The 13,856-nt window shown below is 35.8% G+C and carries 14 protein-coding genes; all 14 read left to right on the forward strand.

Going from position 1 to position 13,856, the window contains the following annotated elements; translation table 11 throughout:
- The first annotated feature begins 3 nt into the window (after window positions 1-3).
- The 14 genes from A6J74_RS28620 (at window position 4) to A6J74_RS28685 (ending at window position 13,613) form a co-directional block, all read left to right on the forward strand.
- Entirely contained in the window at window positions 4-285 is a 282-nt protein-coding gene (locus tag A6J74_RS28620) for a cupin domain-containing protein (RefSeq protein ID WP_000464526.1), read from the forward strand.
- 188 nt (window positions 286-473) lie between these two features.
- Window positions 474-1,934: a CoA-acylating methylmalonate-semialdehyde dehydrogenase gene (locus tag A6J74_RS28625; protein WP_000261824.1), complete on the forward strand. Its 1,461-nt coding sequence runs from the start codon at window positions 474-476 to the stop codon at window positions 1,932-1,934.
- Between the two features lie 30 nt (window positions 1,935-1,964).
- Entirely contained in the window at window positions 1,965-3,320 is a 1,356-nt protein-coding gene (locus A6J74_RS28630) for an aspartate aminotransferase family protein (protein WP_165406227.1), read from the forward strand.
- Window positions 3,321-3,411: 91 nt separating this feature from the next.
- Entirely contained in the window at window positions 3,412-5,031 is a 1,620-nt protein-coding gene (locus A6J74_RS28635) for an amidohydrolase (RefSeq protein ID WP_000642584.1), read from the forward strand.
- A gap of 768 nt (window positions 5,032-5,799) precedes the next feature.
- Window positions 5,800-7,035 (forward strand): CapA family protein, encoded by a 1,236-nt coding sequence (locus A6J74_RS28640; protein ID WP_000903056.1) that lies wholly within the window; start codon window positions 5,800-5,802, stop codon window positions 7,033-7,035.
- A 48-nt stretch (window positions 7,036-7,083) separates the two neighbouring features.
- A complete protein-coding gene (locus tag A6J74_RS28645) occupies window positions 7,084-7,815 on the forward strand; it encodes a M15 family metallopeptidase (RefSeq protein ID WP_000241998.1) in 732 nt (243 codons plus the stop codon).
- 444 nt (window positions 7,816-8,259) lie between these two features.
- Window positions 8,260-8,682, forward strand: a complete 423-nt coding sequence (locus tag A6J74_RS28650; protein WP_000883458.1) for a hypothetical protein — start codon at window positions 8,260-8,262, stop codon at window positions 8,680-8,682.
- Between the two features lie 26 nt (window positions 8,683-8,708).
- Window positions 8,709-9,014 (forward strand): WXG100 family type VII secretion target, encoded by a 306-nt coding sequence (locus A6J74_RS28655; RefSeq protein WP_000014533.1) that lies wholly within the window; start codon window positions 8,709-8,711, stop codon window positions 9,012-9,014.
- 22 nt (window positions 9,015-9,036) lie between these two features.
- The gene (locus A6J74_RS28660) at window positions 9,037-9,756 is read left to right on the forward strand and encodes a DUF5081 family protein (RefSeq protein WP_000514189.1); all 720 of its coding nucleotides are present in this window, start codon (window positions 9,037-9,039) and stop codon (window positions 9,754-9,756) included.
- Entirely contained in the window at window positions 9,756-10,082 is a 327-nt protein-coding gene (locus A6J74_RS28665; protein WP_001198200.1) for a hypothetical protein, read from the forward strand. The genes A6J74_RS28660 and A6J74_RS28665 overlap by 1 nt, the downstream gene beginning before the upstream one ends.
- A gap of 32 nt (window positions 10,083-10,114) precedes the next feature.
- Window positions 10,115-11,809 carry a polymorphic toxin type 15 domain-containing protein gene (locus A6J74_RS28670; RefSeq protein ID WP_000382754.1) on the forward strand — a complete coding sequence of 565 codons (1,695 nt, stop codon included), beginning with the start codon at window positions 10,115-10,117 and terminating at the stop codon, window positions 11,807-11,809.
- A gap of 9 nt (window positions 11,810-11,818) precedes the next feature.
- Window positions 11,819-12,358, forward strand: coding sequence for a T6SS immunity protein Tdi1 domain-containing protein (locus A6J74_RS28675; RefSeq protein ID WP_000427863.1), 540 nt, complete (start codon window positions 11,819-11,821; stop codon window positions 12,356-12,358).
- Window positions 12,359-12,575: 217 nt separating this feature from the next.
- On the forward strand, window positions 12,576-13,172 hold the full coding sequence (locus tag A6J74_RS28680; RefSeq protein ID WP_000378751.1) for an HNH endonuclease: 597 nt from the start codon (window positions 12,576-12,578) through the stop codon (window positions 13,170-13,172).
- Complete coding sequence (locus tag A6J74_RS28685; RefSeq protein ID WP_001052208.1) at window positions 13,173-13,613, forward strand: SMI1/KNR4 family protein; 441 nt, start codon at window positions 13,173-13,175, stop codon at window positions 13,611-13,613.
- The last annotated feature ends 243 nt before the right edge of the window (window positions 13,614-13,856 follow it).

Here is a 13,856-nt window from a genome sequence, read left to right on the forward strand (position 1 = left end):
ATCATGTTTTTTGCGAAAAAAATTACAGCAGAAGAAGCAGAGCAACTAGGTGCCAACACATGGGAACCATGGGTAGGTGAACCAAATAAAGGAACGTGGCATGTAGAAGAACAGGAAGTTTTCTATGTGACAGACGGTGAAGTGTTTATTACTGTTGATGGAAAAAAGTATCATGTTACAAAGGGCTGGGTTGTTTCCTTGGATAAGGACCTTGTTTGTGAATGGGATTGCCCAGTATTTTTGAAAAAGAATTATAAGATGAACCATGAGATTAATCTGAAATAATGTGAACTGGAGAGTGGACAAATGCTAAGCAGATGACTGCTCCTGCATATGCAATCGATAAGAGTAAGATTAGTAATGTTAGAGAAATGTATATAAATAAGTTTATATACCGTCTAATGAATGCGCTTTCTTTTTTGTGAATGCAATACATACATAGGACGGCTATCTTAAAATTAGGAGGTTTCACCATGGTAGTAACCAAAAATGTACAAACGTTAAAAAATTATATTGGTGGACAATGGATAGAATCTAAAAGTAAACAAGTAGAAGATGTACCAAATCCAGCAACAGGAGAGACTATTGCTCGTGTGCCGCTTTCGACTAAAGAAGATTTGGATAGAGCTGTAGCAACTGCGAAAGAAGCATTCCAAACATGGAAAAAGGTTGCTGTACCTCGGCGTGCTCGGATTCTATTTCGCTACCAACAGCTTTTGATTGAAAACTGGGAGGAGTTAGCGAAACTCGTTACCTTGGAAAATGGAAAAAGTTATAAAGAAGCTTACGGTGAAGTACAGCGAGGGATTGAATGTGTTGAATTTGCAGCAGGTGCACCTACTTTAATGATGGGAGAGCAACTTCCTGATATTGCTACTGGTGTTGAATCAGGGATGTATCGTTATCCAATCGGAGTAATCGCAGGAATAACGCCATTTAACTTTCCGATGATGGTGCCATGCTGGATGTTCCCACTCGCGATTGCATGCGGAAATACGTTTGTATTAAAACCATCTGAAAGAACACCGTTGCTGGCGAATCGCATAGCTGAACTGTTTACAGAAGCAGGTCTTCCAGATGGAGTACTAAATGTTGTACATGGTGCACATGACGTCGTGAATGGCATTCTTGACAATGAGGATGTGAAGGCTGTATCTTTCGTTGGTTCTCAACCTGTCGCTGAGTATATATATAAAACAGCAGCAGCAAACGGCAAACGTGTACAAGCTCTTGCAGGTGCAAAAAATCATTCGATCGTATTAAAAGATGCGGACCTTAGTTTTGCAGTGAAAGAAATTACAAGTGCTGCCTTCGGTTCAGCGGGTGAAAGATGCATGGCGGCGGCTGTTGTTGTCGTGGAAGAAGACGTTGCAGATGAGCTCGTTAATAGACTGCTTCAAGAGGCGAATGCAATTACGATTGGTAATGGTCTGGAAGAAGATGTTTTTCTTGGTCCCGTTATTCGTGACGGCCATAAAGAGCGTACACACGGATACATTCAATCTGGTATAGAGCAGGGAGCGACACTTATTCGTGACGGACGTGAAGATGATGCAGCAAACGGTGACGGTTATTTTGTCGGTCCAACGATTTTTGACAATGTGACACAGGAAATGAAAATCTGGCAAGATGAAATCTTCGCACCGGTTCTTTCTATTATACGCGTAAAAGACTTGGCGCAAGCAATTCATGTTGCTAATGCATCACCGTTCGCAAATGGTGCATGCCTATACACCGATAGCGCGAAAGCAATTCGTGAATTCCGTGAAGAAATTGATGCAGGTATGCTTGGGGTCAATCTTGGGGTTCCTGCTCCAATGGCATTCTTCCCATTCTCAGGTTATAAGAAATCCTTCTATGGTGATCTCCATGCAAATGGAAAAGATGGCGTAGAATTTTATACGCGCAAGAAAATGCTTACGGCTCGTTATTGATAGAGTGATAGAAAATCATAAACGGATAGAATGGAGTTGGTGATTGTGCAAGTGACAGAGCAAACACAAAGTTTGAAACAAGCAGATGAAAAGTACCTTTGGCATGCAATGAAAGGAGCATCCCCTAATCCAACGAATTTAATTATTACAAAAGCAGAAGGAGCATGGGTGACGGATATTGATGGAAACCGTTATTTAGACGGCATGTCCGGTCTTTGGTGCGTGAATGTTGGATATGGCCGTAAAGAGCTTGCAAGAGCGGCTTTTGAACAACTGGAAGAAATGCCATATTTTCCTCTGACACAAAGTCATGTTCCTGCTATTAAATTAGCAGAGAAATTGAATGAATGGCTTGATGATGAATACGTTATTTTCTTCTCTAACAGTGGATCGGAAGCAAATGAAACAGCGTTTAAAATTGCTCGTCAATATCATCAGCAAAAAGGTGATCATGGACGCTATAAGTTTATTTCACGCTATCGTGCTTATCATGGTAACTCAATGGGGGCTCTTGCGGCAACAGGACAAGCACAAAGAAAGTATAAATATGAACCACTTGGGCAAGGATTCTTGCATGTAGCACCGCCTGATACGTATCGTAATCCAGAAGATGTTCGTACACTGGCAAGTGCTGATGAAATCGATCGTGTCATGACATGGGAGTTAAGTCAAACAGTAGCCGGCGTAATTATGGAGCCGATTATTACTGGGGGCGGCATTTTGATGCCTCCTGATGAATATATGGCAAAAGTAAAAGAAATTTGCGAGAAGCACGGTGCGTTGCTCATTTGTGATGAAGTAATATGTGGATTTGGGCGGACAGGGAAGCCGTTTGGATTTATGAATTACGGTGTCAAACCAGATATCATTACGATGGCAAAAGGTATTACAAGTGCGTATCTTCCTTTGTCGGCAACAGCAGTTAAACGAGAGATTTATGAGGCGTACGTAGGCAGCGAAGATTATGATCGATTTCGCCATGTGAATACGTTCGGAGGAAACCCTGCAGCTTGCGCCTTAGCTTTGAAAAATTTAGAAATTATGGAGAATGAGAAACTCATTGACCGTTCCAAGGAATTGGGTGAACGACTGTTATATGAACTAGAGGATGTAAAAGAACATCCAAACGTAGGAGATGTTCGCGGAAAAGGTCTTCTTTTAGGTATTGAACTAGTGGAAGATAAGCAAACAAAAGAACCGGCTTCCATTGAAAAGATGAACAAAGTCATCAATGCTTGTAAAGAAAAAGGTCTAATTATCGGTAAAAATGGTGACACTGTTGCCGGTTACAATAATATTTTGCAACTTGCACCGCCATTAAGCATTACAGAGGAAGACTTTACTTTTATCGTTACAACAATAAAAGAGTGTTTAGCTCAACTTTAATTTGTTAAAAGGCGGAAGATCCTATTGAGAGATGTAACTGTAAATACGGAATGAATTACTCGAAAAGGGTAATTCCGAAAGGGTTGAGTTTATGAAAGCTGATGTTGTCTTGTTAAATGGAGAAGTTATTACAGTCGACCAAAAGAATACAGTAGTCGAAGCTGTGGCAATACAAAATAATCGTATCGCATTTGTTGGTTCAAATGAGGAGGTTAAGAGTTTTATAGGAGAAAAAACGGATGTAATTGACTTGCAAGGAAAAACGCTTCTTCCTGGATTCATTGATTCCCATCTTCACCTCATTTCTTATGGACAAAATCAGTTGGCTGTCAGTTGTAAAGCTGAACATATTGATTCTATCGAAGCTTTGTTAGATGACCTAAAAAAGAAGGCATTAGAAACGCCAAAAGGTGAATGGATACGTGCTTGGGGCTTTAATGAAACCGCTGTGAAGGAAAAGCGTTATCCAACAATTACTGAGCTGGATGACATTTCAGTTGACCATCCTATTATTATAACTCGTACTTGTCACCACATAAGCGTAGTGAACAGCAAAGCATTAGAAATTGCGCAAATTAACGAGAACACACCGAACACGAGTGGGGGAGTTATTGAAAAGGATCAGGCAGGAAAGCTTACAGGAAGGTTAATTGAAGCAGCAAATATGGAGATGAGTGAAGTTGCAAGTTATAAAGAAAGTGAAATGATGAAGGCTGTGAAAATTGCATCAGATCATTTCGTTGCAGCTGGTATAACGAGTATACATGACGCAGGTGGAGATGGACCTGAGAGTTTTCGTTTACTACAACGAGCTGTGAAGAGTAGGGATATTCGTGTCCGAATATATGCAATGATATGTCAAATAAATAACTCCCATGAATTTGTTAATAAAATGGTCGAAGCTGGTGTGATAACTGGTACGGGAGATGAGAGGTTCAAGGTTGGACCAGCTAAACTGTTTACAGATGGAAGTAGTACTGGACCTACAATTGCAACCCGTGAGTCGTATTCGAGTGATCGTAACAATTATGGCATTCTTTATTATAATGAGGAAGAAATTTATCAAGTGTTAGGCGAAGCACACAAAAAAGGTTATCAAATCACTGTGCATGCACAAGGTGATAAAGCTATTGAAATGTATTTAAATTGTGTAGAAAGGGCGTTAGAGGAATCACCAAGAAAAAATCATCGTCATCGAATCGAGCACGCGGGAATTTCTTCACCAGATTTACAAGAGAGAATGAAAAAACTTGAGATAGTTCCAATTCCAAACCCTCCATTTCCATATGAATTCGGAGAGATATATTTACGGCACTATGGTGATCGTGTTAATCATATGTACGCTGCTCGTGATTATATTGATCGAGGCATCATTGCAGCAGGTAGTTCGGATGCACCAGTTACCGACTATAACCCTTTATTAGGAATTCATGTTGCTGTCAATAGAAAAACGAAGTCTGGAATAGAGGTTGGTGTGAATCAATCTATAAGTGTAATGGAAGCTATTAAACTATACACATGGAATGGCGCTTATGCGAGTTTTGAAGAAGAGATAAAAGGAAGCATAGAGGTCGGAAAGTTGGCGGATTTAGTTATATTAAATGACAGCATTTTAAGTGTGAATCCAAACCAAATTAAAGATTTAAAAGTAGAAATAACTATTATTGATGGTGAAATTATTTATCAAGAAGAACAATCAGTGAAAATTTAATATTTCATCGTTTACATACCACGTAACTCTTGTAATGTTACGTGGTATTTTAGTTTGTTAGTTTTATGGAAATATAACGGTGCCATCGTATAGTCGTTTCATACCAGTATTCATTTACATAATTTTCGATATAGGAAATAACTATTTTTTTCTTTTAACTGTTGTTAATAGTACAGATTAACTTTTTTAATACTTGAGCTACATCATCTTTATCAATTGTACGATAGAGATAACGACTTCCTTTTTCATTTCTCCTAATTGTCTTCTTTATATGAATCGCAGGTGATATTGCTACTTTTTTAATATATTGGTAAAATAAGTTCTTGGGTCTTACTTATTGTGATTCGTATAATGATTGTCGCTCGACTTAAAGAAAATAGGTACAAAAATTTTGCACTATCTAAAGAGGGGACGTCAACGAGTCCCTCTTTTTGGAGCCACTCACAAATGTAAAGCAAGAGAAGAGGCTATATCTCCTCTCTTGTTTAGATTAACCAGCTACTACAATTGGAACAGGTATATCAAATTCAATATATGGAGGATGTTGATTGGAATCTAGTCGGCATCCTGGTGGATAATGCTTTTTTAGCAATCTATCAATTCTAATAGAATCGATAGATTGTTAGAAAGTGGAAAACGGTTATCCGTATATTCCGAAGCAGATGTAACAGAGTGTCCTTCCATAATGAAGTGTAAAACCAAAATACGTTGTTTAAAAAGTTATTTGTTAAAATTGGTTATAAGTAATAGAACAGAAAAGAGGATTACATGTTACATAATTTACAGAGAAGTAAAAATAAATTTTTATTATGTCTTATTTTTTTAGTACTTTTAACCGCTTGTGATAATACAGATGTTAAGTCATCTAAAGCTTCATCACCACCGGCTCAATCAAATACAGATACATCATTAAAAGCACCAAATTGGGTAGAGAAAAGTCCTATTCAACAGTCTCCTAATTTTATTGAAGATAAAAAAGTAAAATCGGTTGTGAATGTAATGGCAACGGGTGATAATTTATATCATGATGCAGTAATTAAAGATGGCAAACAAAAAGACGGTTCATATGATTATCACTATATTTATGAAAATATCAAAAAAGCTGTTCAATCAAGTGATCTTGCTATAGTGAACCAGGAGACTCCAATAGCAGGAAATAATCTAAAAGTACAGGGATATCCGACTTTCAATACACCTGAAGAAGTAGGTCAATCTTTAGTGGACACTGGATTCAATATAGTGACGCAAGCGACAAATCACGCTATGGATATGGGTATTAAAGGTGTTGCGAATACAAGAGAATACTGGAAGAAATATCCGGATGTTATCCCATTAGGCATTAATGAGAATCAAAATGAGCGTAATGAAATAAAAACGATTACAAAAAATGGTATTCGTTTTGCGTTACTAAATTATACATACGGTACGAATGGAATTAAAATTCCAGCTGATAAGTCTTGGGCATTAAATGTAATGGATAAAAAAGCGATACAAAATGATGTGGAAAAGGCAAAGAGTAGCTCTGATATGGTGATTGTTATGGTGCATTGGGGAGTAGAATATACCTCTACACCTTCAAAGCAACAAAAAGAAGTTGCTCAATATTTAACAGATTTAGGTGTAGATGTAGTAATTGGAAATCATCCACATGTAATTCAACCAATTGAGTGGAAACAAAATAAAGATGGACATGAAACGCTAATCTATTATTCTCTTGGAAATCTTATTTCTGCTCAAGAAAAATTAGAAACATTGGTAGGAGGATTATCTTATATACAATTTGTTAAGTATGAAGATAAAACTTTTGGTATACGACAAGCGGCACTCGTACCGACAGTAACCGACTATGCTGATGGTAAGAAACAATTTAAAATTCAATTTTTAAAAGATTATTCGGATGAAGATTCTAAAAATCATGGGATTAAAAAATTTGTCGGCCCCGTTTCTTTAGAGAATTTCAAGGAGATTCCTAGAGATGTGTTGGGAAATTGGTATAAAGACTAATAAACAAAAAGGGAATGAGATACAATTAAAAAATTTATAATTTTAGCATTGGTATTGGCAATGGGATGGAGCCTTGCTGCTTGTAGTGGAAAGCAAACATCTCAGGAAACTACTAATAATAACGATAAAAATAAAAATGAGATAAATGCGAATAAAAAAGATGTTTTACCTATCTCTGATGTTAATGATTGGAGAATTATCCTTGTAAATAGAGAGCATATGTTATCAAAGGAACTAGGAATTGAATTAACAAGTATTACCCAAAATGCGAAGCCAAATATGAAAATAGATAGTAGAATTGCAACTTCCTATCAGGATATGGTAGCAGCTGCAAAAAAAGAGGGAATCAATCTTTATTTAAGATCAGGTTATCGAGCTATAAAATTACAACAAACTTATTATGATGCTTCAGTTAAAAGCTATAAATCTCAAGGTTTGTCGGATAAAGAGGCTAGTGCTAAGGCATTGGAATATCTTCAGTATCCTGGTGCAAGTGAACATCATACGGGATTAGCGTTAGACATTATTTCAGTTGAATGGCAGAATACGGTAGAAGATTTAAATGCAAAATTTGAAACGACTGATGCATTCAAATGGTTAGATAAGAATGCTGCAGAGTATGGGTTTACTCTCCGCTATCCGAAAGATAAAGAGAATATTACTGGTATTAAGTATGAGCCATGGCATTATCGTTATGTAGGAAAAGAAGTTGCTGTGTATCTAAAAGAAACAGGGTTAACTTTAGAAGAGTATAGCGAAAAAATTAAGTCAGGCAAGTAAAAATACACTTGGATTCTATTAAAAATTATGCACTGCCACAGGAAAAGGTGGATCTGAGGATGTGTTAACCTTCCGCCTAGTATTGTAAAAACTGTGTATGATAATTTGAGCACGTATGAACCAGTTATCGTATGAAACGATGTATGTATCAAGAAATTAAATTTATAAAAGAAGCAGTGAAAAAGGATCTGATATTTATATCAGATCCTTTTTCATTTGTAACATAGAATACTTACTTAATTAGGCCTTAAAGACTGCCTGCTTTTGAGGTATTACAATTGAAGAAAAATGCGAAAGCTATTTATAAAATATGGAAATGTTAAAACCCCTTTGATAAAATAGCAATATGCAAAAATAATTATTTGTTAATTCTTAATGTAATGAATATTCGTGTTTATATATACGAATTTAACTACATAATTATTGTAATAAAGGGGGAGAAAGATGTTAGATGAATTGTACAATGCTTTTTTAAATGCGTCTGGTTTTACAGAAAGTGCGAGGAAACGAGATCGGTATGATGATTTACATGATTATTTAAAAGATAAAGAAAGAGAGTTAAAGCAATTCATTCAAGAGGCTGAATCAGCGAAGAGAGATTATGAGAGTAAAAGTAATGGCTTGGAAGCTAATAAAATTCCGGCAGTTGAATTTGAACAAAAACGTCATGAAAAGGATGAAGAATTAAATACATTAGTATCCTATTTTAAAAGTGCATTAAGCGATGTTGGATCTGCAAAAGGTACAGCTTATGCAAAGTATTTGGAATATAAAGCTAAAGCAGAAGCGGAGAAAGCGTCAGCATACGCTGCAGCGACTAAGGCTTTTGAAGAAAAGAAAAAGGAAATTGAAAAACTTATCCATTAAGCATACAAAGAATGGAGGGAACCAACATGAGTGGTAAAGAGGTTGAAATTATAGGAAGTAACACTGCAAGTGCCATTTCTTACGCACAAAACATAGAAAATGGTATGAAGGATTCTTTAAACGAAGCGAAAAACTTAAAAGCATACGTTACATGTGCGAACTGGAATGGAAAAACGAGAGATGCCTTTTTAAGTTATCTAGATTTAATCATTCAATATAACTCAGAACTGGTAGATGCATTTGAAGGACATACGAAAGCTTTGAAAGAGTTAGATAAAAGTATTCAAACGTACGGAGATAGATCGGAAGTAAGGGCGATAAAACAGTTGTGATGGAGAAATGAGGGATAAAAGAATGGGAAAAGAAAGGAATTTTGCACCAGCTGAATTATATGTTCTCGCAGGTGCAGCCGGGGTTACGGATATATTTGGATTGCCAAACCGTGACGTAATTATTTTACTTGATGAAGAATGTGTCACGAAAGCAACTATGAGTTTAAAAGAAAAAGGCTTACTTACAAGTGAAAATGGAATTACCTCTGCAGCTTTTCAAATAATTGAGCTATTAAAGGAATATGAAAATTGTCATGAATACACGAGAATGAATAATGTATTAATTGGCTTTTTAAAAGAGGATAAAGACCGAGTGGCTGTATTAACAGAAATAGAACCAAATAAAAAATACGAGATCGACTACATACCAAAACCGGACGTATATTTTTCATTATTAACACGCATACCCTTCTTATTGAGAGAACCGAGAGAAATAGAAGATACATTTTTCTCAAAGAGAATGACAGAGGCAGAACAACAAACATTTGAGGGAAAAGATTTATCAAATAAAGACGTTATAGCGATAGAAACGTATACGAGGCCTCGAAGTAATAGAGGAGGAAAATGGGAATGTTTCTTATATTTCACTGAAGGAGAAGATTTCGTTCAAATAGATGTAGATCGTAATCGATATGACTGGGTGAGCCTCTATGCGGTTAATAAGAAATTGTATGACGTGTTAAAAATGCCATATAAAAAGTTAATTGACCCGAGACAATTCTCGTTAGGAGGTATTCAATAATGCAAGTATCAATGGGAGATAGTGGTTCTGGTGGTGGAGAAGAAGTATTAGTTAATTTTCAAGAACTACTTGATATAGTAATGAAGTTAGAAAATATATATAAAATCCATTTAGACGTCATTGGAACAAATATTGAGAGTTTATTAAGCAGTGATTTTTATCAAAAAGGTGAAGCGATGAGAGTAATTGAAAAATATCCTGATATATTACACAAAACACTTGAATTGTCTGAACACTATTTGAGGTCGGCGAAAGTTGTAGGAAATGTATGTGTGGAAATGCTTGAAAAGGACGAACAATTACGTGAAAGATTAAGTAAGTTGTAGAAATCACCATACGGCTGGGGGATGAAAACGAAATGGATGTGAAATATAGACCGGAACCATGGCAAAACATGGGAGATGGTATGAATCGAATTACAAAAGATGCACTCATGAAATTACGGGAAGCAAATGAATCATTAAAAAGAATTGATGGAAGAATACGAGATTTAGACTCAGATGGTAGTATACATTTTAGCCCAAAAGATCAATCGCAAAGAATAGGGGAATTACTTGATAGCTATTCGACATTACAAAAATATTGCGGAGAAGCAGGGCGATTGGTGTCTGAACATATAGATAAACCTTTTTTAGTAGAAATGGATAAATTCGCTCAAAAAATGAGAGATACATCTATTCTTAGCTTCGAAACAAATAACCGAATTGGCTCTACAACAACGACAGTATTACCAGATGCGCACGCGGGATACGGAAGTGTACCGCAAACAATACAAACAAAAAAAGATAAAATAACTGTAGAAGATATTTTTAAAGATTCACCTGCATTTGATAACGTACTGAAAGCGGAGTACAAAGAACTAAAAAAACAAAACCCAGATGCAAAACTAAATTATGAAGAATACAAGAAAGTAGTCCCATCCACACGAGGATTTGAATACAAATCGATAGAAGATGAACAGAAAAAACTAGAAATGATACGAGACATAGGAATAGGCGCAGGAATCATCATCACAACAATCCTTTGTCCACCACTCGGGGCCGCTGCCGCAGTTGTATACGGCGCTGTACAAATAAAAAGCGGTATCGACGGAGAAGACTGGGGAACACACCGGAAATTGAGCCAAGAAGAGCGGGTAGGAAACATCATTTTTGGCGGATTAGATGCAATCCCAGTTGTTGGAGCAGTAGGAAAAGGAGTAAAAGCATTCAAAGGAACGAGTGAATTAGCTGATTTAGCCAAATTATTAAAATTCAAAGAAGGAATGCCTGGTTTTAATCCAAATTTGGGTAAAAATGTGGTACAATCGCTTAAGGAAAATAAGACTTTAAAAAATGCACTAGATGCTATGAAAAATACTCCTATTCCAGTAGCAGTTAGGACGGTGGATACTGGAATAGGAATGAAGCTTCCTTATATAGAATCTTCAACTGTTGGAGAAGTAGCTGGAAAGTTTTCAAAGGCAAGTACGGCAGCTAAGGATGACGCTTATCAACTTGTTCATGGGCATAGTAAATTAGAAGGAAGTAATAAAACTAGCGGAGTGGGTAATAATAGCTCGCGTACTGACGAAATTGGAATCGAATTTAAACGTAATCCAAAACATAATGAAGATGAGTTTATACGACAATTAAAAAACCAAGAAGATGGGCTGGGAAAATTGACAGTTGATGAGTTTATTCAGAATCGGAACCAATTTTTAAAATATGGAAGATCAAAACAAGCAAATTCAGCTCAAAGATTAGCACGAAAACAAGCTGTGCAAGATAAAATAGATGAATTTATGGAAGAAGGTTTTTCATTTAGGGAAGCAGAAGAGCAAGCTTTAAAGTGGATAAAGGATAAAGCTGCATTACATGACCCAGATCAAATTGCGGGTGGAAATCCATTAAAAATAACTGGCATGGGTGATTCTAGAATTAATTCATCAATAGGTTCGCAGTGGAAAAGCAGGATTGGTAATGTGGATAAGGAAATTAGACGAGTTGCTGACACCTTATCAGAGGAAGAAAAAAAATTGATATATCTTAATGTTAGATTGAAATCGGAGTAGGGGGATACTATGGAAAATATAAATGATTTTATATCTTTCGAAAAACCATCAACAGAGGTTATTGAAAAGTATACAGGGAAAGTTCCAGATCAAATAATAGATTTATGGAAATGCTATGGGTTTGGGAGTATGTTAAATGGATACTTAAGAGCAATAAACCCAGAAAAATATTTAGATATATTAAAGGAAAGTTATATTCGTTATGAAGAAGCTATCCCAATTTTTACAACAGGTATGGGAGATATTCTTGTGTGGGAAAACAACTATTTATTATTACTTAAGTATCGAAAAGGTACGGTAGATGTAGTAGCTGGAAAATTTAAGTTTTTCTTTAAAAATACGAAAGATGATTATTTTTTAGAGAAAGCATTGGATTGGAAGCATTATCAGGAGGCATTAAATAAATACGGAAAGCTTGAAATTGATGAATGTTTTGGTTACACACCTTTACTTGCACTAGGTGGACCAGAAAAAGTAGAAAACTTACAAAAAGTCAAACTTATCGAGCATGTTTATTTAATTACTCAATTTATGGGGCCGATAGAATAATGAACGAAGAAACTGGAAGGTGGATAAATCCTCTTTCAGTTTTTTTATTTAAAAGGCTATTAATGTAAATGAAGCTTTAAAAGATACGATTGAGTTAATGTTATAATATAGAAATGTGGTAACGAGAAACTTGGGTTGAATTTATAAAAAGTAATTTTTTATGAATTAAGGCTAACATAAATTGCTAGTATTATATAATTGAAAATTAGCAAAAGGTGTGGACTCCGTATCCCAAATCTTTAAAGGTGTAGAAATACTGCCAGATGGAAGTGTCGCTAGAACTGGAACGAACTATAGCGGGAAATTACAAGAAGCCCATGATGCCTCAAAGTCGAGTATTCAGAGTAGGATCTCGAATTTGGAGAGTGGTGGGGTTAAGGGTACGGGGAAAAACCCAGAAATAGTGAAGTTTACAGAGGAACAATTATCTACTAAACCCCTATATTCTAGAGATTCTGAAAAATGGCAGAAAAAAGGTGGGAAAATCGAAATTAGCGAGGAAGGAACATGGACTTATATTGATTGGGAGATTCCTCCCAATCGAGTTTCTTATCCTGAAGGTTTTCCGGACTTTAAATCTGCTGGGTTGGTAAGACAAGAAGTTCCGATAGGTGAATTTAATAGATATGACATTGACTTTGCTAAAGCTGATGAATTAGCTCCAAATGGACCGAAATTAGATGAAAATACATGGCACCACCATCAAGATTTAACAACAATGCAAGAAGTTAGTAAAGAGATGCACAGAAGATTTCGACATATGGGTGGAATGTCATTAGCTAAGAAGTTAAAAGATGAAATGGGAGTGAAATAGATGAATTTAAATGCTTTTGGTAAAGCAACTGAAGAATCAATTGAAGAATTAGAAGAGTTTTTAGGATTTTTACTCCCGGAAGATTATAAAAATTTTTTAAGTGAATATAACGGAGGGACTTCGAAAGTTAGGTATAGTAAGTTTTTTGTTAAAGAATTAAATCAGGAAATCTCTTTAGATGTTTTGTATGGTATAGGTGTAAAAAAAACTTTTGATTTAAGTGAATGCTATGAAGAGTTTGAAGAAGATATGTTACCGAACAGTTTAATAATAGGAGATGATCCGGGTTCAGGATTAATTGTACTTATTACAGATACTGAAAACTATGGTGTGTATTATTGGGATCACTCTTTTTATTTCCCGCAATCTAGTGAAGAAGAAAATACGTATAAAATAGCTGATAGCTTTAAGGGTTTTATTAATGGATTGAAGAATCCTTAATTATTAACTTTTGTATATTGTAATTAATAATTTAAGAGGTTAAGCAAATATACGAAATGAATTACAGTGACTTTACATATGAGAATGTCAAAAGTTGTGGAGCATGGTTAAAGATAACAAGCATATATATAGATGAGTAAAAAATAAAGTATATTTGCAGTGAAAAAAAGAATAGGCTGTTAGAAAGTACGTACTTCATGATGGTTGGACCATCGTAGGGTACTATGTGCAATGATAGAATAG

Origin of the sequence: Bacillus sp. FDAARGOS_235 (assembly GCF_002073415.2) — a bacterium.
Taxonomy (GTDB): Bacteria; Bacillota; Bacilli; order Bacillales; family Bacillaceae_G; genus Bacillus_A; species Bacillus_A toyonensis.